Raw genomic sequence first — 24,868 nt, 5'->3', positions numbered from 1 at the left:
GAAAAGCCGCCCCGGGGGAGGAACGGCTTTAATTGAGAGAAGGCAACACACTGTCGTCTTCCGGGAGGTTAGAGTCCAAGAACCCGACCGTGGATCACTTCCGGCGGCTTGGGCCGGTTTTCCGCCATCGACTTGGGTTCCTGTTTGAGAGGTTCTTTGGCCTTCACCACCAATGGTTTGGGCTTTTGCTTGCGCTTGCGCTTCTTGACGACGGGCTTGGGTGCCGGGGGTGACTTCTTCGGTTCCGTCGACAGCTTTGCCGTCATGACCCGTGGCTTGGGACCGGCTATTTCCTGATGATAGAGATAGGGGATGACCCGGTTGTTTTCTGCGGCTGATTGAGCGTGTGCAATGATCCTGTCCCGTTCTTCCTTGTCCGAGATCACACCGAGCAAAATGATGTCTCCCTGCACGACTTCCACTGTCAGCGATGAACTGGTGACCTGATAGTCGGCGAGCAGTTGTGCTTCGATCTCGGCTGCCGTGGCTTGTTCTTCAAGAAAGTCCGAGGCCGCCATATCCTTTTTCAGATACAGTTGGCTGATGACGGCCTTCTTTCCGTCCACCTTTTCCACGCATTCATATATGGTTTTGAGTTGAGCCTGCGATTCGTATTCGCCCACGAGATAGAGCTTACCGAAATATGCGTGGGCTGAAATCAACCTCGGCTCGATGTCCTTGTGTTTGTAAAGCTCGGCCTGTGCATGACCGGCAATAATGGCATCCAGCATCTGTTGTTGTGTGGTTCGTTCATCCATGGCCGTTGTGTAGGCAGTCTGCCCATTGCCGATGACCGATGATATATATGCTGGCGCCCCCGGAATGAGCCCGATGCCAAAAGGCACCGCGGCACATCCGGGTAAAAGGAAGACGACGCTTAGGGCGTGTCGACAATCATTCTGAGATTTGCTATACTTCTTGGCAGGAGGTTGGCAGTGCAAAAAAGACACGCTCTACGCGACGATCAGTGGGATAAAATCAAAGAATATCTTCCAGGAAAACAAAGTGACTGCGGTGTAACTGCAAAAGATAACAGGCTATTCATTGATGCAGTCATGTGGATTGGCAAGACAGGGGCGCCTTGGCGAGATTTGCCAGAAAGCTATGGCAAGTGGTCTTCGGTCCATAAGAGATTTATCCGCTGGGCCAAGAAAGGTGTATGGCAAATGATCTTCAACACGCTTGCGGTAGACGCTGATACTGAATGGCTCATGATTGACAGCACAATAGTGCGAGCTCATCAGCATTCGGCTGGCGGAAAGGGGGCACCTCCAGCAGTCGGTGGGGAAATCTAGAGGAGGGTTTTCAACGAAAGTCCATGCTGCCACAGATGCTCTCGGATGTCCAACTAAATTCATATTAACACCTGGAAATACAGCGGATTGCAGTATGGCGATTCCGCTTATTGAAGGACAGGCTGCCGAGCATGTCCTTGCTGATAAGGGCTATGATTCAGATGAAATTGTAATGGCAATTGAAGCCATGAATGCCAATCCGGTTGTCCCTCCTCGCTCTCACAGAAAGACAAGGCGAACATATGACAAACATCTCTATAAGGAGCGAAGTGCTATAGAGTGTATGTTTGGAAATTTAAAACAGTTTCGAAGGATTGCAACACGATACGACAAGCTGGCGACGTCCTATCTTGCTTTCGTGTACGTAGGAGCAATGTGGCTGTGGCTGAAGTGATTGTCGACACACCCTAGTATGAAAATAATGTGTATTTTTCGCATTGATTGCACCTCCTCAACAATGCGGTTGAGGTCTCATCCATTGTAGGTAGAGCAAAAATCCTGCCATACTCCGTCGATCGGGAATTCAATGAATACAGTGGTTTGATTGTTCTGGTGGGTGTATAAAAAAAGAGCGCTGATCCATAAAATATGGATCAGCGCTCTTTTCGAGTGGTTTTATCTAGTAAAACTGGATTGTCTAGTAGCGTCCGGATTCTTCAAATAACCATTCCCCCTTATATCCCTTGCAGATATGAATGGTGAATTTGCGAGCGGGTTCTCCGTTGAAGGTTCCGGTGAAGTGAATCGGAGGCGATACATACTCAAACAACTCGCGAGCGAGCTTGGGAGCCTGAGAATTCTGGTGGCGTTTGCGGACCATGATCGCTCCCCACCCTTTTTGTTCTGCACCGGGGCCGGGCCAGATGTCATACTGGTTCATACGGCGGTCGTTGGTCCACAGGCAGTAGGTAATAGGTTGGCCGGGAGTGTAGAAGGCCAACTCCGAGGTGATATCGTATTTGTCGCTGAAGAGGAAAACCTGTTTGGAATTTTCAAATTCGGTTTGGGCGAGGCGGTGCATCTCCTGACCAAGGCTATCCCAGCCTTTGAGTCGGTGCGTGATGTTGAGATTGTCGGGCAGGGGGATGACGGGGGAGACAAATACAACGGCGGTAAACAAAATGGCCGTTCCCGCGAGCAGAGCTCTTCCCCTGTTGGTGCGGTGTGGTTTTTCCCACCAGCGCATAAGGGCTATGCCGCCGACAATGGCCGCGCCCATGAAGGAAACAGCGGTCCAGTTGGCTTCGGTGCGCGCCTTGAGCGACCAGAAAGTGATGGCAAGCCAGAGGGGCCAGAAAAAGAGGGCTGCCTGCAACAGGTGGCGGTACTTTTCGTCAAAGGCGCCAATGGGGCCGATGACAGATTTTTTCACGCTGCGCCAGCCGCCGCAGATGATGAACGGGAACCACCACGGCGCCAACAGGCCGATCTGTGCTCCGAGCATTTCAAGAAATGGAAGGAAGCGAATGGTAAACGGCTTGTCCTTGCCAGTGGAAAGCTTGGCGACATGCTTGAATCCGACCCAGTCGTTCTGCATGTTCCAGATAATGATCGGCAACAGGCCGACAATGGTACCGGCAAGGGAGGCGATGAGGTAACGACCCCAGAACCGCTCGGGCAGTTGGCCGCGGAAGTGGAGCACCAGGGCGTAGAACGTACCCAGCCCCAAAAACGCGATCATCATGTATTTTGCAAGGATGCCAACGGCGATGCACACACCCATGATGATAAACGGCAGGTTGCCGGGGGTGTAGTCGGGCTTGTTCCGTGTGGCGGCGGACAGGGCGAAAAAGGCCACGGTCCAGCAGAATATGAGCGGATTGTCCGTGGTCATGAGGATGCCGAGGCCATTGAGCAGCGGCAGGGTGGCTGCGATGAGCAGCGCATAGACGGCAAGGCGATACTCACGCCAAACACGGGAAATACCGATATAGAGCGCCGCCTGAATGCCGGTCATGCCGATAATCGCGCCAAAGCGAACTCCCAGCTCAGTGGAGCCGAACACCTGACACCATGTGGTGATGACCCAGGCGATGAGTGGCCCTTTGGAGTAGTAGGAAAGCTGCGGTCGTCGTATCCAGTCCCAATACTGGGCTTCGTCCTGAACCAGATTGAGCTGGCCCGAATCGACGAACCAGTATCGCACGGCAAAGGACAGGGCGATGATCACAAAAGCGATGACATCCAGACGCGGGGTGTATTTTTCGTTGGCAATGCTCATGACGTGGGGATGGGTATATTATATGTAGTACCTTTGGCAAGCGTCGGTTTTCGGCAACACGAAAAAGCAGCCCGACTCCATCGTTACTATTTAGTTGGCAGTTTATAGCATGGAATCACCAGACTGCACCAGCGGTGGATGGTAGGCTGACGTGGATTTCTCAACGATGGTTTCGCCGAAGGAGAGAACTGGATTCCAAAGGGTTACAGCCCTTTGGCCGCCGGAGGCGAAGTCACCTGACAACCCCGCCGAAGGCGGTCTTCCTTCCTGGTTCCAATATGTATAAAAAAGCCCGGCGTGAACCGGGCTTTCCTTTTAATCAATCTCAATCAGTACATCAGTCCGGGCAGGAACAGGATGATCTGCGGGAAGATGAACAGCAGGGCGATGCCGATGATGATGGAGAGCATGAAGGGGAGGATGCCCTTGAATACTTCTTCCAGCGTCACATCGGGCGCTATCTTTTGGCACATGCCGTACACGACATATACATTGATGCCGACCGGTGGCGTGATAACCCCCATTTCCGTGACCAGTACGATGATGATACCGAACCAGATGGGGTCGTAGCCCATGCTGGTCACTACCGGGAAAAACACCGGGATGGTCAGCATGATTAGGGCCAGCGAATCCATGAAACAGCCGCCGATGAAGTAGATCAGAATGATCGCGCCCATGATGGCGAACGGGGGTAGGTCAAATGCCGAGACCCAGCTCGCGATATCAAAGGGAATCCGGGTCACGGCAAGGAATTTGCCGAATACCACGGCTCCGGCGATGAGCACGAGCACCATGCAGGAGGTTCGCAGGGTTTCATACAGTGAGTTGACGAAACCCTCCCAGCTCAACTGCCGCTTGACGGCCGCCAGCACCAGTACGCCGATGACGCCGATGGAGGCTGCTTCGGTGGGGGTGAACCAGCCGAGGAAAAGACCACCGATGACCAGTGAAAAGATGAGGATGGTATCGATCAGGTTGACCAGCGAGCGGAGCTTTTCCTTCATGGTGAAGGAGTCACCCTTGGGGCCGAGGGCCGGGTTGGCCTTACACTGAAGGTAGATACCGATGACGAACAGCACGGTCAGCAGGATGGCTGGCAGAATACCGGACACGAACAGCGCGCCGATGGACTGCTCGGTGAGCACGCCGTAAATGATCAGGACAACGGACGGGGGCATGATCATGCCAAGCCCGCCACCGGATGCCACGGAAGCTGCGGACAGCGAGTTGGCGTAGCCGTACCGTTTCATTTCGGGAATGCCGACAGTGGACATGGTAGCTGCCGTGGCCGGACTGGAGCCGCACACAGCACCAAAGGCGGTGCAGGCGGATACCGTGGCCATGGCGAGGCCGCCACGAACATTGCCGAGAAAATGGTAGGCCGTGTTGTACAGCCGCTTGGAAATCCCGCTGTTGAATGCGATTTGTCCCATGAGGATGAAAAGCGGAATGGTGGACAACTCATATGAAGCGAATGCGTCATAGATGTTGCGGGACATGAGGTTGAGTCCGCCTTTCCACGAGGTGAGCAGGGAAAAGCCCACGAATCCTACGAGCATCATGACGAACGCCACGGGCATCCGGGTCATGAAAAGCAGGACCATAACGATGATGCCGATGATACCGGCCATTGTCGGGTCCATGCTATCCCTCGCTCTTTTTGAAAAATTTGATCACGTCCACGGCAAGGCAGATCGTGTAAACAAGGAATCCAGCAGCGAGTATGTAGATGACCATGTACTCGGGCAATTCGAGGTTCATGGAAACTTCACCGGTCTCGGCCTGGGAAGCGGCATACAGGAACATGCGCCATGTGAGTATCCCAATCAGGATCAGTGTGGCCGTATTGGTGATGAGGCCGACAGCGGATCGGGTCCTGCGCGAGAGGCGTCGGACAAGAATTTCGACACCGATGTGCGAGCGCTGGGAGTGCGCATACGGCAGGGCAAAACCCACGACGATGATGCCCAGAATCGCTACGATTTCCTCACTGCCGAAAATGGGCTGGTTGAACACGCCGCGCATCAGGACATCTGCCCCGGTAACGAGCGCCATGCCTATCAGGCTGGCTGCGGCGAGATTGCGCATGAGCTTTTCAATGCGTTTGAGAACGGTTGGTCTCGTTTCTTCCATGTTCCTTAGCTTCCTTTGTGCATGAAAAAGCAGGACGGGCACATCACCCGTCCTGCTTGGACTGCGGATGATTATTTGATGGTCGACTTGGTGAACTCAAGGATGACGCGTCCCTCAAGCCCTTTGCCGTTGGTCTCTTCAACGTAGTTGTCCAGAACCGGTTGGGCCGCTTTGACCCACTTGGCGGATTCTTCGGGAGTCAACTGGACTACCTCGCCACCCTTATCAATAAGGAATTGTCGGCCTTCGACATCGGCAGCGTCCCATGCCTCAGCATGACGGGTTGCCCATTCCTTGTTGATTTCGCGTATGATGGCCTGATGCTCCGGCGCAATCTCGCCCCATTTGGACTTGTTCATGACAATGAAAAAGACCGTGGTATAGGCAACGTCGAAGTTGTCAGTTCCGAACTTGCAAACCTCGCCCAGTTTGAAGGACTTGTTGGACTCGATGGGGTGCATGGAGCCGTCAACAACACCTTTTTGCAGCAACTGGTAATTCTCGGACATGGATTTGGCCACCGGAGTGCCGCCCAGGGCTTTGACCAGTTTGGCCGAGTTGCCGGTGGAGCGAATCTTGAGACCCTGCATGTCCTCAAGTGTTCTGACACCCTTTTCCGTGGTGAAAAGCAGTCCCGGCCCATGACCATGAAAGTACATGACTTCCACATCATCAAGTTCTTCGGGAGTGAACTTTTCATACACTGCATTGGCTGTAGTCGTGGCCTGAGCCGCGCTCTTGTATCCAAGGGGAAGGTCCACGGCTGCCATGACCGGGAAGCGCCCGCGGGAATAGGCCAGAACGGAAAAGCCGATGTCGGAAATACCCTCGACAACGCCGTCATAACACTGGGGCGCCTTAGTCAGGGTTTGCCCGGGGTAGAAGTCGATAACCACTTCTCCGTTGGTCCGTTTTTCCACTTCCTCGCACCACTGTGCAGCCAGTTTGGCCTGATGGTTTGCGGGCGGGAAAAACGTCGAGTAGGTCAGTCGCGTCTGCGCCGAGCCGGTCGCAGGCAGCGCCATGCAGAGCAAGGCAGCGGCCAGCAGGGTTGTAAAAAGGTTTCTCATCTCTCTCTCCAGAGTTGGCAAAAGGTCCGAGGAGGGAAAGCCCCTCCCTTGTATATCGAAACCGCCCGTTCAAGCGGGGTGAATGGCTATTGAGCCAATTCTTTGAGGATGAAGTCGATGACCTTCTGTCCGTCGATCTTCTTTTTGGCTACATCGCTCTGGTATTCTTTGATGACCGGCAGTGCGGCTTCGACCCAGCGGTCGGCTTCACCTTCTGCCAGAGGTACAAAAGTACCGCCCTTTTGCAGGAAGAACTGCTTGCCTGCTTCATCGGCTGCGTCCCAGGCTTCGCCATGCTTGACGGCCCATTCCTTGTTGATCTCGGTAATGATGCGCTGGGTGTCGGCATCCAGCTCGTTCCATTTGTCCTTGTTCATGACCACGAAGAATGTGGTGGTGTAGGCCACGGGGTAGGACTCGGTGCCGAATTTGACCACTTCGGCCAGCTTCCAGCCCTTGTTGGATTCGATGGGGTGCATGGAGCCATCCACTACACCTTTTTGCAGGGACTGATAGGTGGCGGGCATGGACTGGGCAACAGCCGTGCCGCCCAGTGCGTTGACGAGCTTGGCGGAGTTGCCGGTGGCGCGGATTTTCAGGCCCTGGATGTCTTCGAGTTTTGCAACAGGACGGGGCGTATCGAACAGCAGTCCCGGGCCGTGAGCATGGAAGTACATGGGCTGGACATCACGCAATTCGCGAGGAGAGAACTCGTTGAACACGGCATTGGCAACCGCGGTAGCCTGGGTGCCAGTGGTGTAGCCAAGAGGCAGGTCCACTGCGGCCATGACCGGGAAACGGCCACGGGAGTAAGCCAGGGCGGAAAGGGCGATGTCGGTGATGCCGTCGACCGTGCCGTCGTAAGCCTGCTTGGCATCGGTCAGGGTACCGCCGGGGTAGTAGTTGATCTTGATTTTGCCGTTGGTGCGGGCTTCCACTTCGCGACACCACTCTTCAGCCAGTTGCGACTGAACATGGGTGGGCGGGAAGAAGTTGGAGTAGCTCAGTGTCATCTCGGCTGCTGCGTGTGAAACGAACGCCAGTGTCACGAGGGCCATTGTGCAGATAACTTTCAGGGATTTCATCATTCTTCAACCTTTGAAATTATGGGTTTCGGCGTATGACGCCGTTCATTGCTTAGTGCCGTTTCGCAGGGCCATCTGGATGGCGTTCTGGCGAACATCCTCGAAGGTGATAACCTCGGTCCCCAGTGTGTGCTGAATGAGGTACCCCTCGAACAGGGCGGTATTCAGCGCACCGAGCTTTTCGGGCGGGAAGTCGGTTTCTACATGGTCGCGAACGAGTTCCGCGAAGATTTCATTGGAAAGACGGTACACGGACTGGTTCATCAGCTTCCGCAGGTTTTCGTTGGTTGCGGAGTAGATGGTGAATTCAAGAAAAATGGAAGACCAGTTGCGATCATCGACAATGGTTTTCAGGAAATCCCATATGACGTTCATGGCGTCTTCAAGGTTTTCGGCATTCCGCACCCGTTTGTGCCGGGATGCGCGGTACCGTTTGAACTTCTGCTCGACAATGGACAGGAAGAGTTCGTCCTTGCTGTTCCAGTGTCGGTAGAAGCTGCCCTTGGCATACCCTGCATGATCGGTGATCTCTGCCACGGATGTTTGCGCAAAACCATTGGTGCCGAACAACTCAAAGGCCGAAGCCATGAGCTCGTTCATGGTTTGAAGGGATTTTTCCTGTTGTTTTTTTGCCATGTTGTCGTCTTTGTCCTGCTGGTTTGTCAGCGCTGGTGACTGCTGGTCGCTTTGTGACCAAAGGTCAAAAAATGACCGCTAGTCACTTTTCGTGTTTTTCTGGTAGCAAGCTGATCACGGCAGTGTCAAGAGAGTATTGTATTTCAGAGGTTTTTTGGTGGCTGTCAGCGAAGTGGAATGACCGTCGAAGTCCAAGGTTTTCAGCAGATATTGGTAAATATATGCGAAGCCCTGATCCATACTAGTCTTAGGTATTCATAGCTTTTAGGCTGATAGCTCAACAGATGTCCAAATTAATAGATAGATTTCGTCGAAGACGGGAGTGGGATTCCAAAGGGTTACACCCTTTGGCCGCCGGAGGCGAAATCACCCGACAGTTCCGCCGAAGGCGGTTTCCCCTTCTGTTTTCAAACTTTACGAAAAATATCTCGATTGAAAGCGGGCGTTGTGACTGCAATCGAGTTGTCCGATAATTGAATCTGACCAATGTCATCCAGTGCTCCGCTACCAAAAACGGCCCGCCGATCAGATGATCGACGGGCCGTGATGCGTATCGGATTCAGTGACTATTTTTTCCAGTAGGGGTGGCTCAGGTCTTCAAAGGCGCTCATGGCCGCGATGGACCCTTCACCAATGGCTGTGACAATTTGTTGCAGCCCGCCGGTGATGTCACCGGCAGCATAGACTCTCGGGATATTGGTGCGCATGGTTGTGTCCACCTCCACATATCCGTCTTCCTTGATGGTCACACCCATTTCCTTTGCCAGGTCCGTGGTGGGTACCTGCCCGATGGCGATGAATGCGCCGTCTACGGATAGGTTGGTCATGGTGCCGTCTTTGATATTGCGAAGTTGCAGATTGTTCACGCGCATCTCGTCGCCCTGAATTTCTTCGACGACGGTATTCCAGAGAACGGGAATCCCTTCGTGTTCGATGGAATCCTGCAATGATTGCTGGGCGCGGAACGTATCCCGGCGGTGGATGATGGTGACATCCACACCAAGGTTCTTCAGGTGGAGGGCATCGGTCAGTGCGGTATTACCGCCGCCGATGATGGCGACCTTCTTGCCCTTGTACAGATAGCCGTCGCAGGAGGCGCAGTAGTTGATGCCGCGCCCGAAGTAGCGGGTTTCGCCCGGGGCACCAAGCTGGCGGTACACGGCACCGGTGGAAAGGATGATTCCCTTGGTGGTGTATTGGCCGCGATTGGTGGTGATGATCATGGGCTCATCCTTTTCCGGGTCGCCCATTTGGATGGACTCAACACCTTCGCCTTCATGAACAGGGGTGTACTCGCGGGCGTGCTCGCTCATGATATCCATGAGCTGCTTGCCGGGGACATTGGCAAATCCGGGATAGTTTTCGACCACGGGGGTCAACGCCACCTGACCGCCGACAATGTTCTTCTCAAGAACCACGGCCGTCAATCCCGCTCGGATGGCGTATATCCCGGCCGTCAGTCCGGCGGGGCCGGCTCCGATGATCACGAGATCCACTTCACCCGGTTCAATGTTCCCGTACTGGGATGGGATATGTTTGCCGTCCATGCCGGGCAGCGCGCCTTCAGCGAGCAATTCCTCTGCATCCTTGAGATAGATCATTTCGACAATGAAACGCTCCTCGGGCATCAGCCCCAACGCGCTGTGTGCGCCGTCATTGATGATGGTATGCGGAACCGACCCGACATTGTACCGCTTGGTCAGTTCCGGGTTTTCGTTCATTTCCACGATCTCGGCCTTGATCAGTCCCGGCTTGGCAATGGCGCCCTTGATGGCGCTCATGGATTGACCGGGGCAGTACGGGCAGGTCGGGCTGACGAAAACCTGCACCATCCGCTCTTCGTTCAGTTGTTCAAGCAACGGCCCGGAAACGTCGGACAACCCATGCATACCGAGCGACACAAGGACAATGGCGGTGATGAACGCCTTGCCTTCTTCCCCCACCGGGGCGCCGAGAAAACGAATATAGTAGTCGTCCGGATTGATGCAGAGGGTCGGAGATGCGGTCACGCCCAACTCTTCGGCGCGAGCCGACGGAATCTCGTGTTCCCTGACAACTATCTTGTCGGTGAGTTTTGCCAGATCACGGCAGAATTTGTTCATGTATTCGGCGAACTCGTCATTTTCGCCGGGTTGGGCGAATGTTTCGAGCACGACGGTGTTCTTGAGGCTGTCAAAGGTCTTGAGCAACTGCTTGCGAACGTCTTCCGGGAGAAACCAGTCGTCATTGGACTTGCTGAAAAGGGGGCTCATATACTCCTCACTTGCTTGAAAACAATGGTTTGATTCAAGTTTCAATACTATGGTGAGGGACGAATTGCGTCAAGGGGTCACTCGGTTTCGACTCGATTGCGCCCATTTTCCTTGGCCTTGTACAGGGCCTTGTCTGCTCGTCGCATGAGATCGTCGAGAGAGTCGTCATCGTCGCGCAAGGTGGATATGCCTATGCTGACGGTATAGTCGATGATACCTGCATCGGTATTCACTGGGGTGCTGGCTACGGCCTTTCGTACGCGCTCCGCCGTGACGATTGCTTCCGGAATCTGGGTTTCCGGGAGGATGGCTGCGAATTCTTCACCGCCCATACGTGCGAAGACATCGGTGAATCGCAGTGTTTCCTGACAAACGTTAACCAGCGACTTGAGCACCTCCTCTCCGGCAGGGTGACCGTACGTGTCGTTCACCCGCTTGAAGTGGTCTATGTCGAGTGTGAGCAAGGCGAGGGGAATGCCGTGCCGGTGACTGCGCGCCACTTCCGAATGTGCTCTTTCCATGAAGCTTCGTCGGTTGTGAGCACAGGTCAGGGAATCGGTGGTGGCCAGGCGTTGCAACTCTTCCTGCAACTTGCGTGTCTTCGTAATATCCCAGTTGACCCCGGTCATGGAACGCGGTCTTTCACTTGGATCGTTCAATTGCGCTGCAGACTTGATGTGACGTTCTTCTCCATCGGGCCTGGTAATGCGAAAGTCGCAGGAGAACTGGGAATTGTTCTTCAGCGCCCCTTGCAGGGCTTTCTCCGCCTTGGCCAGATCATCCTTGTGGACGAAGGAGTGCCATACCTCATAGGTGGGCGTATCGTCTGACGCCTTGAGACCATAAAGGCGACGCATCATGTCGTCCCAGAACACTTCGTTGGTTTCAATGTTCAATTCCCATATGCCGATTTCCCCGGCGTTGGTGGCAATGGCGAGTCGTTCGGAGAAGGTACGAAGATTCTGCTCCTGCTCCTTGAGCTCCGTAATGTCTCTGGAGACTATCGAAACATAATCGATAGTGCCGTCTGCCCGGGGTACGGGGTTGTATGTGACCGTAAAGAAACGATCTTCGCCGGACAACTGCACCCTGTGTTCCGTATTGCAGGCTTCCCCCTTGAAAGCACGTTCCAGGTATGGCTTGATGTGTTGGTCGAAAATGGGTTGTCCCATCAGTTGCTGCAACGGCTTTCCGATCACATCGCTCTTCTTGAGCTTGAATGTGGACAGATATGAATCATTGACCATGGTGCACCGGTAGTCACGATCCACGAGAGAGTAGAGATCGGTGGCCGTGGCGATGATGCGTCGGTACTGTTCGAGCTTTTCTTCGGCCTCGCGTCGCTCCGTGATGTCATGAACAATGGAGTAGAGTATGCGTCCCGAAATGGAAGTGATGGGGCCGCTGAATACCTCCACATCACGAATGTCCCCATTGGCAAGTCGATGCTTGAAAAAGAAGTGATTGCGCTTTTCCTGCTCGGCGTTCTTTACTTCCTGCAGAATCTCTTCGTCATCAAGGGTGTTGATGTGGGCTATGTTGAGCGTCTTGATTTCGCGCAATGAATATCCATAGAATTCGACTGCGGCAGGGTTGGCGTCGAGAATGGCTCCGCTATCGGGGTCGATGATGAGCATCACCGCGTGATTGTTCTCGAAAATTGATCGGAACTGTTGCTCGCTTTCCTGCAGGGACTTGCGGGCTGTCTGGTGTTCCACATCGCGCTTGATGAGCTTGTGGTTGAGGGCGCCAAGATTGTAATTGGCATTCTCAAGGTCTGCGGTTCGTTCTTTGATGAGTTGTTCCACATCGGAATAGACGGAGTTCAACTCGGATTGCAGTTCCTTGAGGGGGGTTATGTCAATGAATGAGAGGAGAACTGCCTGCTTGCTTCCGTACTCGACAGGCGTGATGTCCATATCGACCCATATTCGTTCCCCATCCTTACGTCGCATGCTTATTCGGTTGTCATTGATGTTTTGGGGAACATGGGTGGAGGTCTTGAGGAGTGTCTTGCACTTTTCATCAATGCAGAGTCTATCGATTGGCAACCCGTCCATTTCGCTGACGGTGTATCCGAGTATGTCTGCTCCTACCTTGTTGCATGCCAGAAAAATTCCTTCCGATGACAGTATCGCCATCCCGCCCGGCGCACTTTCAAATGCCACCTCCTCAAGTGGGGTGTTATTTGAAGATTCCTGCTTGGCAAGTTCTTCTTCAAGCTCCTTTATCCGCCTCCTGGCAGTTTCCAAAGCCTGTTGTAACGTGTGGCTCTCTGTCATGTATATTCTCTGGTGCTATGGTATTCCATCCTATTTATCATTTTTCATAATGTATCGGAGATTGTCAATTTAATTGATCAATCCAATCAGTTGTTTTGTTGGTATCAAATATAGAATGAGTGGTATTCAGAGGGGGGAGAATGGAGGGTAAGCACATGATCGTGCACTTGGGAGAGCCAGCTTTCAGAAGCACTTTTTCACGGGAGAAAAGCAAAGTTTGACCAAGGTTGCCGTTTTCATTTTCTAGACATTCGCGTTGGATCATGTATTGTAAAAACTGATATCCTTTTATGGAGTGTGAGTACGCATGAAGACAGATCATAAGACATACTGGTCCACAACGGCTCTGGTGACACTACACGCGTTGCTGTGTGCTGTTTCCCTGTGCATCACACTGTTTCGTTACCCACCGGAATCCGCTTTGGTCCATTGGTGGATATCGCCTCCCGACATTGTTGCATTGATCGTTCTGACGCCACTGCTTTTCTTTGTCGGTACTTCGGGCGTGGCCCTGATTCTTCAAATGGTATTGTGCTCACTGCAGGTGCTTGCCCTGTCTCTCTACACCCTTCAAAATATGGATACACTGGTGTGGACCGGTTCTGTGGTCGCTCTGGTGGCCGTGCGCCTAGTGGTCGGCTTCAAGGTCGTGCGTAACAGGCCTTTTCCCCCGTATGAGAGGCGATGTATATCATGATGTTGTCCTCACGTAGAAGATTGCAGGGCCGTATGCTGCTTCTTTTGGTAGCTGTGGTTGCTGTTTCTTTCGGAGCATGGCTTCCTTGGGAATATCCGTCATCCTCTATGCTCTACAAGTTCGGAATCGACAGGGATATTCTGACACTGGGAAAGTCTGCGGGGGTTGCAGCGATCGTATTGATGGGCCTCCAGATACTTTTCATAGCCCGTTTCACCATGATTGAGCGGCTGGTGGGGTATGACCGCATGGTGCGAATCCATCGGATGGTCGGCATCACCATCGTTGCGTTGGCCGTCATGCATCCGCTGTTGGTTTTTTCCATCGATGATGTGGCCACAATCCCCGTGAAGTGGGAGTACTGGCCCGAAATTCTCGGGGGCGGCTTGCTCATATCGCTGTCAATATATGCAGCCATCGCATATGGGCGCTCCTTCTCAAGAATTCCCTACCACTACTGGAAGTGGATGCATCAGGCCGGGGCCATTGTTCTGGTGGTGACTTCGCTGGTCCATGTCTACTATGTCACCGACAGTTATCACTCCGGCGTGCCACTTGTGTTTTTGGTTTGCGTTGGGATCGTGGTCGTCGTGTGCTGGGGGTGGATATTGTTTCGGCCATTCATGGATGGGGAGAAGCATGAGGTTGTTTCGCTGACACGGGTCGGACCTGCCGCTCGTGAGCTTCGGTTGCGTCCGTTGGGCAATCCAATCCGCCATGCACCTGGACAATTTGCGTACATCAATGTGACTGACGGCCCAATACCGTCGGAGCCGCATCCGTTCACCATTTCGTCTTCACCGGGGGCCGATACTCTCCGGTTTGTCATACGCTGTTGCGGCGACTGGACGAATCGTGTCGGTCAACTCCGGGTTGGGGATACCGTCCAGGTCAGTGGTCCCTATGGTATGTTCAGTCCTGAAGCATATGGTTGCGAAGCTGGTTATGTGTGCATTGCAGGCGGTGTCGGGATTACCCCCATGCTGTCGATGATCGAGAATATGGATGAACTTTCACCTCCATTGCACCTGGTGTGGAGTAACCGGACAGTGGAGGATGCCTTTGCCCGTGAGGAGTTGAAGGAGCATGCCCTTCGCTTGCACCAGCTTGATGTGACACATGTCTTCAGCCGGGATGCCACGAGTGTGGATAACGAATATACGGGCAGGGTCAATCACGATCTGCTTGACCGTGTCCTGGCCGAGGTCCCTTTGTCCGACTCTCTTTTTTTCGTGTGCGGACCACAACCGTTTATGGAAAGTGTTCAGCGCACCCTGAGTGAAATGGGGGTTCCGCCCTCACAGATAGTTACGGAAGAATTTGGTTTTTGAAACCTTTTAGAAACAGGAGCTCAACATGCGTATCAAGAGTTTGGTTTCCGTTGCACTTCTACTGTTCGCGATACTCGCTCAATCCGCATTTGCAGCGGATTGGAATGTGGATAAGGCCCATTCCTATGTGTATTTTGATGTGAAGCACATACTGTCCACGGTTCGTGGCAGCTTCACGGAGTTCGATGTCAACATCTCCCTTGATCCTGACAAGCCGGAGCAGGGCAAGGTGATGATGACCATCAAGACGGCTTCCATCAACACAGGAATCACCAAGCGGGACAATCACCTCCGTTCTGGGGATTTCTTTGATGCCAATGCATACCCGGAGATGACTTTTGTCAGTACGGGCATAAAGCGAACTGATGAGACCATGCTGCTCGTAACCGGTGACCTGACTATCAAGGGAAAGACACACGCTGTAACGATCCCCATGGAGATTACCGGCGTTGTGGACAACCCGTTGAAGGAAGGCCAGTCCGTTGCCGGCTTTGACAGCCGATTCACCATTGATCGTCTGGCTTACGGAGTAGGGACAGGAAAGTTCTATGAGCTTGGCGTCGTTGGAAAGGAAGTCGAGGTCTTTGTAACGATAGAGGCTCTCTCTGATTAGAACCGATAATCGCAGCACATTTCAAAAGGCGCATCCCGAAGGATGCGCCTTTTGTTTTGGTGGTGTATAAAAAAAGGTGCCTGAAGTGATTGCGATTTCAGGCGTCCCCTTGCCGCTAAAATTTGCATGGTCCAATCCATACCAAAACTTGCTTCCTATATGCACGTTATGGGCCATAAGAAAATGAATAATGATATTGGTGTACTGGGTTAGTCCGGTTCCATTGGATTCGGCAAAGTGTATGAGGTTCCTTACAGTCGGTTGTAAAGATTGTTGACGGATACAGGAAGCGTTGGTCGGTTGGCTGTCCTTTATGGACAGGTGGAGCAAACCAGGTGCCTGATGGTCGCGTGTTCCCTACCGGTCCCGGCGGCGATAGAGTGGCGAACGGATGCGAATCTTTATGCGAAAAAAGTAAGGGGCGCCGGAGCGCCCCCTTTGATGTTCGTGTTGTCGAGCCCCTATTGCTTGCCGAATATTTCGACCGGACGCGTGGTATCGCCGCCGGTATTCGGGAAGTCCGGGTACCTGTAGGCCTTGGTGTTGGTTTCGATGAGATGGCGTGCTTCTTCCATGAAGTGGTTGAAGCGGTGCTTGCACTCATAGAAGCCATGCCACCAGGCATAGTCCGGTGCCATCATGGCTGCACCCATGCGGGCGCGGCGTCCTTCATGGTGCCAGAGTTCATAGTATTGTACTTCCAGGTTCTCATCGAAGAACTTGGACTTGTCGAGCAGACCCTTTTCATAAAGCTGGTCGAGTATGGCCTTTGCGGGCTTGAAGTAAGCCTCGTTGTATTCTTCGACTGCCTTGTCGAACTGCGTGTAATGGTCGTCGACCCAGGCATTGCCGTGACACTGCTTGCAGATGTCGCGCATCTTGTCGCGTTCCACCTGCCAGTCGGTGCCTGATGGGAACGGCTTGAAGTCCTGAGGACGGACGGTCAGCGGTGCCTGTGTTTCCCATGACAGACGTTCGGTCACATCGTGGGTGGTCGGCTGCTTGCCTGAACCGGACATATGGCACGAGGCACAGGTCGGAGCACGATAATCGACACCTGGGGTCCATGCGCCGGGAGCGGAGTCGAAATTGTATTCCTGCTTGAACGCATGGTAGATGTCGCCATGCTTGGATTCGTTATAGATTTCGATTTGCGGATGGTCGGGGCCAAGGTGGCACTGTCCACAGGTTTCGGGTTTGCGCGCTTCCATTACCGAGAAGCGGTGACGGGTATGACAGCTTGTACAGCTACCCAGTGATCCATCAAGGTTGAGGCGGCCGACGCCGACATTAGGCCATGTGGCCGGGTCGAGCTTGCCGTCTTTCATTTTGAGCACAGTACCGTGACAGTAGAAACAGCCGGTTTTGCGCTCGTTGTCGGAGTTCATGCCCTGATTGAGCCACGGGTCTATTTTCCACATGATCTCGATGGTGTTGGCATGTTTACTCTTCGAGTATTGCTTTGCTTCGTCGGGATGACAGCGGGAACAGTCCTTCGGCGTCACGGGGGCGGCGATGGGCACGAAGTACTGTTTTTCGCCCATGGGCATGTCACCCATGGAGTAGTATTTTTCATGTTCCACGGCGATATCCTTGTCGCCGGGTTGCGCCTGGTGGCAATCCAGACAGGTAATGCCTGCGGATGCGTGTCGGCTCATGGCCCAGTCAGCAAAAATACCGGGGGTTTCCTGTCTATGGCATTCGATACAGGCCACTCCTTGAGGAGGAGTCTGACGATCCATGCGGAGTTCACGTACCTTGGGGTAGTTTTGCGCACCGGCGGTGGCCGATAGCAGGATGACGGTTACAAGAGCAGCTAGAGACAGTATCCATTTTTTGTGCATACAAACCCTCCTTTAGATGCCCAGATCTCGCAGTCCGCTGGCCTGATACGGGGCGTTGAACTGCTTGTAGTCGTAAAACTGTCGATTGTTGTGGACGAGGTCCCTGTGGCAATCGGTGCACCTGTACTCGTTGTCTCCGGCATAGAGTACGCGCCGATGCGCCATCATGGCCCCTCGCTTGGCTGGCATGTGCAGCAGGTTGCGATGGCATTTCATGCACTGGTCATTTTTCATGGTTGCCCAGATGCGCTCTTTCATGACCTGTCGATCATAGCTTTCGGCTCCGCCCGTGAAGTGGGCGAAAACATCTTTGATGCCGTGCGCTGTTTTGGTGAAAAAGAAATCAACCGTGTCGTGAGGAGCGGGGAGGTGGCAATCCATGCAGTCAGCCACGAAACCCTGCGCGTTGTTGACATGTGTCGATGTCTTCCAGGCCATGACAGCGGGACGAATCTCATGACATGAGCCGCAGAACTCCGGTGTCGAAGTCCTGACCATGGTGTAATAGGTCATGCTGAAGAGGGGAAATGCGATCACGATACCGAACACGACCAGTAAAGCCGACTTGGTTGTTCGCTTCATACCTCCTCCTGGTAGCAGTGCTCTGCCGTTTGCCCTTTTCCCCGGACAGATGACAGAGAGATACTTCCCCCTTATCAACTTTTTCGCGTTTATGCACCACGACGGAGTTATTTTATTGCTTGGTCCCGCTGATGGACTCCAGGCAATGCTCCTTGATTGGCTGGTGGTGGGGTGTCGGAATTGGTTACACATTGTCAGTTTTTCCAGAAAATCTAGAAAAAATTGAGAATATTCATTGATATCAATTGCGTAGGCTTACCGCGGTGGTCTGAATGTTGCTTGGGCGCAGCGGGGGTGAGAGGACATAATTAGGAGGTAGTGCGCTTTCCCCCGAAATTCGGACCACCGGTTAAAGTGGAATCTGCGTCCTTAAACCGATAAGGAAGGACGTATGACAAAGAGCAACAAAAGACGGAAGCATTCGGATAAGTTCAAGGCCAAGGTCGCGCTGGAAGCTATCCGTGGCGTGAAAACGTTGGCGCAGTTGGCTGCGGAGTACAAAGTGCATCCCAACCAGATATCCACCTGGAAAAGGCAGCTCCTTGAAAATGCCGAAGGAATCTTTTCCGGTGGCAAGAAAGCCAAGAGCCAGGAGGAGGTCACCGCACCTTTGTTCGAGGAGATCGGTCGGCTCAAGATGGATATCAAGTGGCTTGAAAAAAAGTTGTAAGCCTGCCGCTTGAGGTACGCCGCCAGTGGATCAAACCGGATCGGGAGTATTCCATCCGGCGGCAATGCAAGTTGGCAGGCATTTCCCGCTCGGGGTTTTACTACAAACCTGCAGCCGAGTCCGATGAGAACTTGGCCTTGATGCGTCTCATCGACGAGCAGTATCTGCGTCAGCCGGATTACGGCTCGCCGCGCATGACGGATTGGCTGAAGACACAAGGCCATCAGATCAACCACAAGCGAGTTGAGCGACTGATGCAGCTGATGGGCTTGCAAGCGATTACTCCAGGGCCGCATACGAGTGTCCCCAACCCGGAGCATCCCGTGTTTCCTTATCTGCTGAAAGGAGTTGCCATTGAGCGAAAGAATCAAGTCTGGAGTGCTGACATCACCTACATCCCCATGCAGCGCGGCTTTCTGTATCTGGTGGCAGTGATTGACTGGTGGAGCCGATTCGTATTGGCTTGGGAACTGTCAAATTCCATGGACAGTTCGTTTTGCGTGGACGCACTGAGCAAGGCATTGCGCATCTCCACGCCAGAGATGTTCAATACGGACCAGGGAGCGCAATTCACGAGCCGTGAATTTACCGGCGTTTTGCAGAGCAAGGGCATTGCAATCAGCATGGACGGCAAAGGCCGTGCAATCGACAACGTATTTATCGAGCGGTTGTGGTGGACGGTGAAATACGAGGATGTTTACCCCAAGGCGTATTCTGATGGAATCGAGCTATACCATGGGCTTACGCGCTATTTTCGGTATTACAACGAAGAGCGCGGACATTCGTCGTTGGACAAAAGAACTCCCGCTGCCGTATACAGAGGCAACCTGAATGTTCATTGACTTGGCTCGCAGCCGTTGCTCCGCTCCGCCCTCGGCCCTTCGGGCCGCCCCTGCGGGGACGGGCTACGCTCCACAACGGCTGCGGCGAACCGCCTCCACGGAGGCACAAACTCGGACGCAGGACTCCACCTTAAAATGGCCGATCAGTGGTCCAAAGGATGGGGGGAGGCGCAGTAGTATGAAAAAGGTTTTCGCTACTCTGGTTTTGGTCTTCGGCGTATTGTTTGCTGTCAACGCTTCAGCAGGATTTTTGAATATCGAGGTCACTCCGGGAGGCGACGGGATGGCCGGGAAGGATCGCTGGGGCTACAGCGCCTGGGATGATTCCGGTTTTGAGAACGGCTCTTCGGTCGTTGGAGCATACGACTGGTATGAGTATGGGGATGGAGGTTGGCGAAACGCTTATCTGCAATATGACCTTGGCGAATTCACCGGTATTGTGGATGATATCGTTTCCGTTACCTTCAATTACAATCTGTTATCCACAAGAAGTCGTGGGTGGAATTATTATGATGTAGCAGGCAAGCTGTATCATGCCGAAGATTCATCCTCGGCCACAGGCAATGCGAGTGACAAGATTTCAGGGAATCAGTGGCTCGAGACCATCATGGTCGGCGCTACGCTGGGCTGGCATTCTCTGGATGTTACCGAGTATATCGTCAATGACCTGACCATGGGATATGCATGGTCCGCCTTTGAGTTCAAGGAGCAGGGGTACGCCGAAATGTATCTGGCGGCAGGTGAAAGCGAAACCCCTTCCTATCTCCGATTTGAAACAGCATCATCTTCTTCCGTCGTTCCCGTCACTACCCCAGAACCTTCCACCTTCGCTCTGTTGAGCGTGGGGATTCTGGGAGTGATGTACTTACACAGAAGAAAGAGAAGCCTGGAGTGATCGTAATAAATCTCTCGCCCCAAATGGAAAGCGGCACACTCGATGTGAGTGCGCCGCTTGGTTGTTTTGAATGGGAATACATCATCCCTTGCCGGTAATGACAAATCCTTGTGGGGCAAGGCCTGTGGCTGACGACGTGCCTGCTATGCGTGAAAGGTAGGAGTCGCCGAGGCTTTCGATGTGGTCCTTGATGGCGTCGAAATAGTTGAAATGCGCCTGTTCATCATCAATGATTTCCTCGAAAAGTTTGACGCTCACGGAATCACCATTCTCGCGGCATACAAGGAGGAACTGGTTGTAGGCATCAATGGCGTTATCCTCTTCCTCGGCGTCGTAGACAAATATCTTGTCGATGGGTTGCCTTTTTTCGATGGGACCGGCCTTTGATGTTGTCGGTTCTCCACCCAACTCCTTGATGCGCTCGGCAAAGTCTTCGGCGTGACGCATTTCATCGATGGCAATGAGTTTCATCTTTGCAGCCAGCTCACCATAATCCATGTCATCCAGGCTGTAATGATGGTTCATGTACTGGTGAATGGCCTGAAGCTCCATTGCTCGTGCCTTGTTCAACACTTCGATGACGTTGGCTCTGCGTTTTTCCTTGTCAGACATGAAAACCTCCTGTGGCAAATGGTATTGACGGATGATTGTTACTTTCCTGAACAGATTATTGTTCAGGAACGATTGCATATGTTGTGTGCGACAAATGAACCTTGATGTCAGGTTGATCAGTTAAGGGTCTCACCCAAAAAGCGAATCAGACGTGCCCACGATTGCCTGTCGGCCTCGGGATGGTAGCGAGTGCTGACGATAACCGTGAAGGCATGAGGTGCACCGCTGTACGTGGTCATCTCGTGAGCGACTCCTGCCTCCTCCATTTCCACGGCCAGATTGGCAAAATCCTGCATGGTGACCGCAGTATCCGCTGTGCCGTGCAGCACCAGAACAAACCCGTTTGTATCAGCGTACCCTTGGCCTTCCGGTGTGGTCAGCCCGCCATGAAAGGAAACAAATCCTTTCATGGGCATACCGGATCGTGCCAGCTCGAGCACGGAGGCACCGCCAAAGCAGTATCCTATGGCAACCGCGTTGGCAGTGTCAGCCCCGAGTTTGTCAGCGACTTTCAATGCGCCATACATCAATGTGCGCATTCTCTCCCGGTTGGTGTAGAGAGCCTGCGTCTGACTGCGTTTGTCTTCGGTTTTTGTGGGGCGAACACCGGCCCCATACAGGTCGGCGGCAAAAGCGGCGTATCCAAGCTCATGGAGCATGTTCGCCCGGGTGATTTCATAATCGGTCAGGCCGTCCCAGTCGTGAATGATGACGACGAGCGGTGCGTTATCGGCTGGTGAGGTGAAGTACCCCTCGAAAGCCTCTCCGTTGATGGTGTAGTTGACCATGCTTCCTGCCGTGGCTGGCAGTGCGCAGGAGAGCATCAGTACAAAGGCGATGATGAGTCTTTTCATTGATAGATTCCTTTGCGGCAGGTCCGCTGCTGGCGTTGGTTGGCAAGCACATAGTTTTGCGTACCAGCATAGCACACGTCAGCGGTGAATCACAATGAAAGCTCTGGCGGGAGCATTAGTTGATGATGGTTACAGGGATGTCTCGCGATTTCAGCGCCTTCGGAAAGCTGGTACGCCATTTGACACGAGAATTGGGGGTGCCGACAAGAACTGTGTGGGGTTGGTACTGGGATATGAGTGCTACCGCAGCCTGCTCTGGATCGACATTCTCCAGAATGCGCAGACTCCAACTGACATTGGCAGCCCGGCATCGCATCAGACCGTGATTGAGCTTGCGGAACAGGTTTCCTTTGAATCGCTGGGCATGCCCGCTGGGCAGGTTGTTCGGAACAATGCTGACGAACAGGAACATGGAGGGGTGCTGCACGGCCATGTCCAAAGCTACATCGAATAACGACACCGACTGATGGTCGTCGTTGATGAACACCATGATTCGATTGGCGGCCCCATGCCGTTGAGGGGGCTCGATGGAGTGAAGTGGCTCTGGTGAAAATCCGCTGCTGTAGATTTTCAGCTTGTCAGCAACATCCTGCATGGTTGGCCGGTCTTCCGGTCGGCTGGCAAGACAGGCTTCGATCAGTTCATAGACAACGGCGGGCAATGCCTCGTTCCTGGGAGGTCTGATCGGTCTGAGTCTGAACGGCAGGCAATGATACGCCAGACAATGACGGCGTGTGTATGGCTGAATGCCGGTTGTCAGAATCTGCATTATGGCACCAAAGGCATGGATGTCGATGGCGAAAGGTGGTTCCGTTTCCCACGGCATCGGTGGGCAAGCCCAGGCATTTGCACGCGGTTTATACAGGGTGTCTGTCCACAGATCGTCCCATACGTTGGTCACGGCAGATCCGAAGTCCGTAAGGACAATGTTCTTGCCATCTATGAGGATAGTATTAAGCGAGAGGTCTCGATGGGCAACCCCACTGGCATGGAGTGTGGCGAGGTGCAAAGCGAGGTTTGCAGTCGCTTCGAGGCGGTGGCGAATGGGCGGAGTGCGCTCGTCTATCCAGCGCTTGAGCGTGATGCCGGTTGCTCTGGGGATGACAACGCCTCCACGCCACTCCTCTGTTGGCCAGTTGACGTTTGGCGTTTGAGGGACTGTGATGAAGCGTGATTCGTTCTGGCGACGAAGAAAGGCGTCGGTATCAAGTGAGTAGAACTGTTTGAGCAGATATGGACGGGATCGGCGGCTGCCAAGGTGAAACAGGTTATGCCCTACAACTGGAAACTGGCCGGCGACCAGTATTCCATTGATGGATTCTCCCGGTTGCAATGGCGGCGGGAGAGACTCTCTGAGGGCCATATTTTCCAGAGCGCTCCACATTGACGTTCTCCTGATCGATAAGAAAAGAGGAGAAAACAGACACCGCGAAGGGCTACCAATCTCTTGGTATCACCTGATTGTAGTATAAAATATGATGATGCCTCTGCCAAGCGACAGATACATGAAAAACACCCGAGGTCGGGGGCGATGACCTCGGGTGTTGCGCTAGAAGCCGGATTGGCTTTGGATGTCCGGTTCTCTGTATTCACCGAAATCGTTGCGCTTGACGGCGGCATAAATGCCCGCAAGCAACGTGGTGATGCAAAAGGTGCCAAGCAGCACAGGGGATGTCCAATCGATGTCCAGCCACCAATCTCCGGAGGCTTCGCGCATCACGGTAAGGAATACTCCCGGCCAGTCATTGATGACGCCGAGGTATTGGTAGAGCAGGGTGAAACCCAGGGTGAGATAGGTTATTGCACCCAGTCCAACGAAAAAGTGCCTAAACATGTTCTTGTAAATTTTGGATTCTGCCATGATCAACTCCGTTTATGCTCCGTAGTAGAACCAGCCGACGCCCAGAATGAGAATGAGCAGGCATTCGAGGATGGTCAGTTTGAACATGAAACCGCAGATACGACGCTGGGTGGGATTCATCGTCAGGATGATCTTGTCCATGAAGAAACGCCAGGCGCGGTGCTTGAGCGAGTTGCTTTCATGGAGTCGGTAGTATTCCCGAAGCGAAGGCAGCCAGTATTGCATGGTGCGTCCCGCATCTTCCTTGGTGAATGAAGCACCTTTGGGCGCATCAATGGAGTAAGACAGAGCGGTATTGGTTCCGTCTTCAGTGGAGCGTGCGGAAAGCGTCAGGCCAATTTCAGAGAAATGGGCCGAGAACGTCTTTTCATCACGATTGAACTCCGGGTCGGTGTTGAACTCGGATTCCACCAGCACATCTTCTACCGGATAGGCGCCGTCTTTGGGCTTTTCAATATGCCAGTGCGGGTTGAGACGCATGAGCGTTTTACGGTTGAGCTTCTGCCAGAACGATTCGTTCCAGGGAAGCGTTGTCTCCATCCACGTGTTGGGACGGGGCAGCTCGTCGGCCTCGGCCTGAGCGCGTTCTCTACGGTCTATGAGATCAGAAGTGCTTGTCATGGTGCCACCACCAGCGGGCAGGGCATCTGCGGGTGCAGACGCTTGTTTTCTAAACGGTCCTTGAAGCCGGGAGCCTGTACTTTCTGCCAGGCACCCATAATCGCCACATCGGCGCCGACCTTTTCGGCCGCTTCAGCCAATACATCTTCGAGTTTGCCGCCCTTGCTCAGGAAATCGATTTCAATTCCATCGAAATCCTTGCGAACGCGATCCCAGACTCCTTCGATTTCCTTGGCGATTTCTCCCGCCACATAGGATCCGAAGTTGTTGCGTGTCGTTGATGTGTTGAGCCAGTCGTCGCAGGTCATGTCGCCCCAGGCCTCATTGATGATGGACAGGACGGTGACCTTTGCGCCGTATTGATAAGCCCACTGCCGGGCAAGGATTTCGGCCTTGCGTGCTCCGGGAGTTCCGTGGGTGGCGAGTAATATATGCTTCATGACGAGTATTGTTTTTTTGTTTGCTCTCCGTG

The 24,868-nt window shown here is 53.4% G+C and carries 23 protein-coding genes; 6 read left to right on the top strand and 17 right to left on the bottom strand.

The features are described 5' to 3' along the window. Window positions 1-68: 68 nt before the first annotated feature. Complete coding sequence (locus tag DPRO_RS09035) at window positions 69-845, bottom strand: BON domain-containing protein (RefSeq protein WP_232005757.1); 777 nt, start codon at window positions 843-845, stop codon at window positions 69-71. Window positions 846-935: 90 nt separating this feature from the next. Between DPRO_RS09035 and DPRO_RS09030 the strand changes: the two genes are divergently transcribed. After that, window positions 936-1,689, top strand: a protein-coding gene (locus tag DPRO_RS09030) for an IS5 family transposase (protein ID WP_097010290.1) whose coding sequence is annotated in 2 segments (ribosomal slippage) — window positions 936-1,273 and window positions 1,272-1,689 — 756 coding nt in all. Because the reading frame shifts where the segments join, the coding sequence is not laid out codon by codon here. 243 nt (window positions 1,690-1,932) lie between these two features. Here DPRO_RS09030 and DPRO_RS09025 read toward each other — a convergent pair. From DPRO_RS09025 to DPRO_RS08990, 8 genes are all read right to left on the bottom strand, one after another. Beyond that, window positions 1,933-3,516, bottom strand: coding sequence for an ArnT family glycosyltransferase (locus tag DPRO_RS09025; protein WP_097011748.1), 1,584 nt, complete (start codon window positions 3,514-3,516; stop codon window positions 1,933-1,935). Window positions 3,517-3,845: 329 nt separating this feature from the next. Then, window positions 3,846-5,159: a TRAP transporter large permease gene (locus DPRO_RS09020; RefSeq protein WP_097011747.1), complete on the bottom strand. Its 1,314-nt coding sequence runs from the start codon at window positions 5,157-5,159 to the stop codon at window positions 3,846-3,848. Window position 5,160: 1 nt separating this feature from the next. Further along, the gene (locus tag DPRO_RS09015; protein ID WP_097011746.1) at window positions 5,161-5,649 is read right to left on the bottom strand and encodes a TRAP transporter small permease; all 489 of its coding nucleotides are present in this window, start codon (window positions 5,647-5,649) and stop codon (window positions 5,161-5,163) included. 71 nt (window positions 5,650-5,720) lie between these two features. Then, on the bottom strand, window positions 5,721-6,719 hold the full coding sequence (locus DPRO_RS09010) for a TRAP transporter substrate-binding protein (RefSeq protein ID WP_097011745.1): 999 nt from the start codon (window positions 6,717-6,719) through the stop codon (window positions 5,721-5,723). Window positions 6,720-6,805: 86 nt separating this feature from the next. After that, window positions 6,806-7,807 (bottom strand): TRAP transporter substrate-binding protein, encoded by a 1,002-nt coding sequence (locus DPRO_RS09005; RefSeq protein WP_097011744.1) that lies wholly within the window; start codon window positions 7,805-7,807, stop codon window positions 6,806-6,808. A 42-nt stretch (window positions 7,808-7,849) separates the two neighbouring features. Next, on the bottom strand, window positions 7,850-8,440 hold the full coding sequence (locus tag DPRO_RS09000) for a TetR/AcrR family transcriptional regulator (protein ID WP_097011743.1): 591 nt from the start codon (window positions 8,438-8,440) through the stop codon (window positions 7,850-7,852). Window positions 8,441-9,006: 566 nt separating this feature from the next. Continuing rightward, the gene (locus tag DPRO_RS08995; RefSeq protein ID WP_097011742.1) at window positions 9,007-10,692 is read right to left on the bottom strand and encodes an FAD-dependent oxidoreductase; all 1,686 of its coding nucleotides are present in this window, start codon (window positions 10,690-10,692) and stop codon (window positions 9,007-9,009) included. Between the two features lie 77 nt (window positions 10,693-10,769). Then, on the bottom strand, window positions 10,770-12,974 hold the full coding sequence (locus DPRO_RS08990; RefSeq protein ID WP_097011741.1) for a PAS domain S-box protein: 2,205 nt from the start codon (window positions 12,972-12,974) through the stop codon (window positions 10,770-10,772). 307 nt (window positions 12,975-13,281) lie between these two features. On the opposite strand from DPRO_RS08990, the gene DPRO_RS08985 reads away from it, so the two are divergent. The 3 genes from DPRO_RS08985 to DPRO_RS08975 are packed head-to-tail and all read left to right on the top strand — an operon-like array spanning window position 13,282 to window position 15,615. Further along, window positions 13,282-13,671 carry a hypothetical protein gene (locus DPRO_RS08985; RefSeq protein ID WP_097011740.1) on the top strand — a complete coding sequence of 130 codons (390 nt, stop codon included), beginning with the start codon at window positions 13,282-13,284 and terminating at the stop codon, window positions 13,669-13,671. A 32-nt stretch (window positions 13,672-13,703) separates the two neighbouring features. Continuing rightward, window positions 13,704-15,002, top strand: a complete 1,299-nt coding sequence (locus DPRO_RS08980; protein ID WP_162291167.1) for a ferredoxin reductase family protein — start codon at window positions 13,704-13,706, stop codon at window positions 15,000-15,002. 25 nt (window positions 15,003-15,027) lie between these two features. Next, on the top strand, window positions 15,028-15,615 hold the full coding sequence (locus DPRO_RS08975) for a YceI family protein (protein ID WP_097011738.1): 588 nt from the start codon (window positions 15,028-15,030) through the stop codon (window positions 15,613-15,615). A gap of 461 nt (window positions 15,616-16,076) precedes the next feature. Here the strand turns inward: DPRO_RS08975 and DPRO_RS08970 are convergent, their stop codons facing one another. After that, complete coding sequence (locus DPRO_RS08970) at window positions 16,077-17,459, bottom strand: multiheme c-type cytochrome (RefSeq protein WP_097011737.1); 1,383 nt, start codon at window positions 17,457-17,459, stop codon at window positions 16,077-16,079. A gap of 12 nt (window positions 17,460-17,471) precedes the next feature. Next, window positions 17,472-18,041, bottom strand: a complete 570-nt coding sequence (locus tag DPRO_RS08965; protein WP_097011736.1) for a NapC/NirT family cytochrome c — start codon at window positions 18,039-18,041, stop codon at window positions 17,472-17,474. A 391-nt stretch (window positions 18,042-18,432) separates the two neighbouring features. On the opposite strand from DPRO_RS08965, the gene DPRO_RS08960 reads away from it, so the two are divergent. Beyond that, window positions 18,433-19,553 (top strand): IS3 family transposase gene (locus tag DPRO_RS08960; protein WP_097010299.1). Its coding sequence is split into 2 segments (ribosomal slippage): window positions 18,433-18,709 and window positions 18,709-19,553, totalling 1,122 coding nucleotides; the frame shifts between segments, so codons are not numbered across the junction. Window positions 19,554-19,731: 178 nt separating this feature from the next. Further along, window positions 19,732-20,448 (top strand): PEP-CTERM sorting domain-containing protein, encoded by a 717-nt coding sequence (locus DPRO_RS08955; protein WP_157917407.1) that lies wholly within the window; start codon window positions 19,732-19,734, stop codon window positions 20,446-20,448. Between the two features lie 81 nt (window positions 20,449-20,529). Here DPRO_RS08955 and DPRO_RS08950 read toward each other — a convergent pair whose 3' ends face one another. From DPRO_RS08950 to DPRO_RS08925, 6 genes are all read right to left on the bottom strand, one after another. Beyond that, entirely contained in the window at window positions 20,530-21,060 is a 531-nt protein-coding gene (locus DPRO_RS08950) for a bacterioferritin (protein ID WP_097011734.1), read from the bottom strand. 116 nt (window positions 21,061-21,176) lie between these two features. Beyond that, the gene (locus DPRO_RS08945) at window positions 21,177-21,914 is read right to left on the bottom strand and encodes a dienelactone hydrolase family protein (protein ID WP_097011733.1); all 738 of its coding nucleotides are present in this window, start codon (window positions 21,912-21,914) and stop codon (window positions 21,177-21,179) included. 115 nt (window positions 21,915-22,029) lie between these two features. After that, on the bottom strand, window positions 22,030-23,298 hold the full coding sequence (locus DPRO_RS08940) for a protein kinase (protein WP_097011732.1): 1,269 nt from the start codon (window positions 23,296-23,298) through the stop codon (window positions 22,030-22,032). A gap of 165 nt (window positions 23,299-23,463) precedes the next feature. Beyond that, complete coding sequence (locus tag DPRO_RS08935) at window positions 23,464-23,775, bottom strand: hypothetical protein (RefSeq protein ID WP_232005756.1); 312 nt, start codon at window positions 23,773-23,775, stop codon at window positions 23,464-23,466. Between the two features lie 12 nt (window positions 23,776-23,787). After that, window positions 23,788-24,396 carry a hypothetical protein gene (locus DPRO_RS08930; RefSeq protein ID WP_097011731.1) on the bottom strand — a complete coding sequence of 203 codons (609 nt, stop codon included), beginning with the start codon at window positions 24,394-24,396 and terminating at the stop codon, window positions 23,788-23,790. Further along, window positions 24,393-24,836, bottom strand: a complete 444-nt coding sequence (locus DPRO_RS08925) for a universal stress protein (RefSeq protein ID WP_097011730.1) — start codon at window positions 24,834-24,836, stop codon at window positions 24,393-24,395. The genes DPRO_RS08930 and DPRO_RS08925 overlap by 4 nt, the downstream gene beginning before the upstream one ends. Window positions 24,837-24,868: the final 32 nt, after the last annotated feature.

This window comes from Pseudodesulfovibrio profundus, from assembly GCF_900217235.1.
GTDB lineage: Bacteria > Desulfobacterota > Desulfovibrionia > Desulfovibrionales > Desulfovibrionaceae > Pseudodesulfovibrio > Pseudodesulfovibrio profundus.
This window is presented reverse-complemented; position numbering and strand designations above follow the sequence as displayed.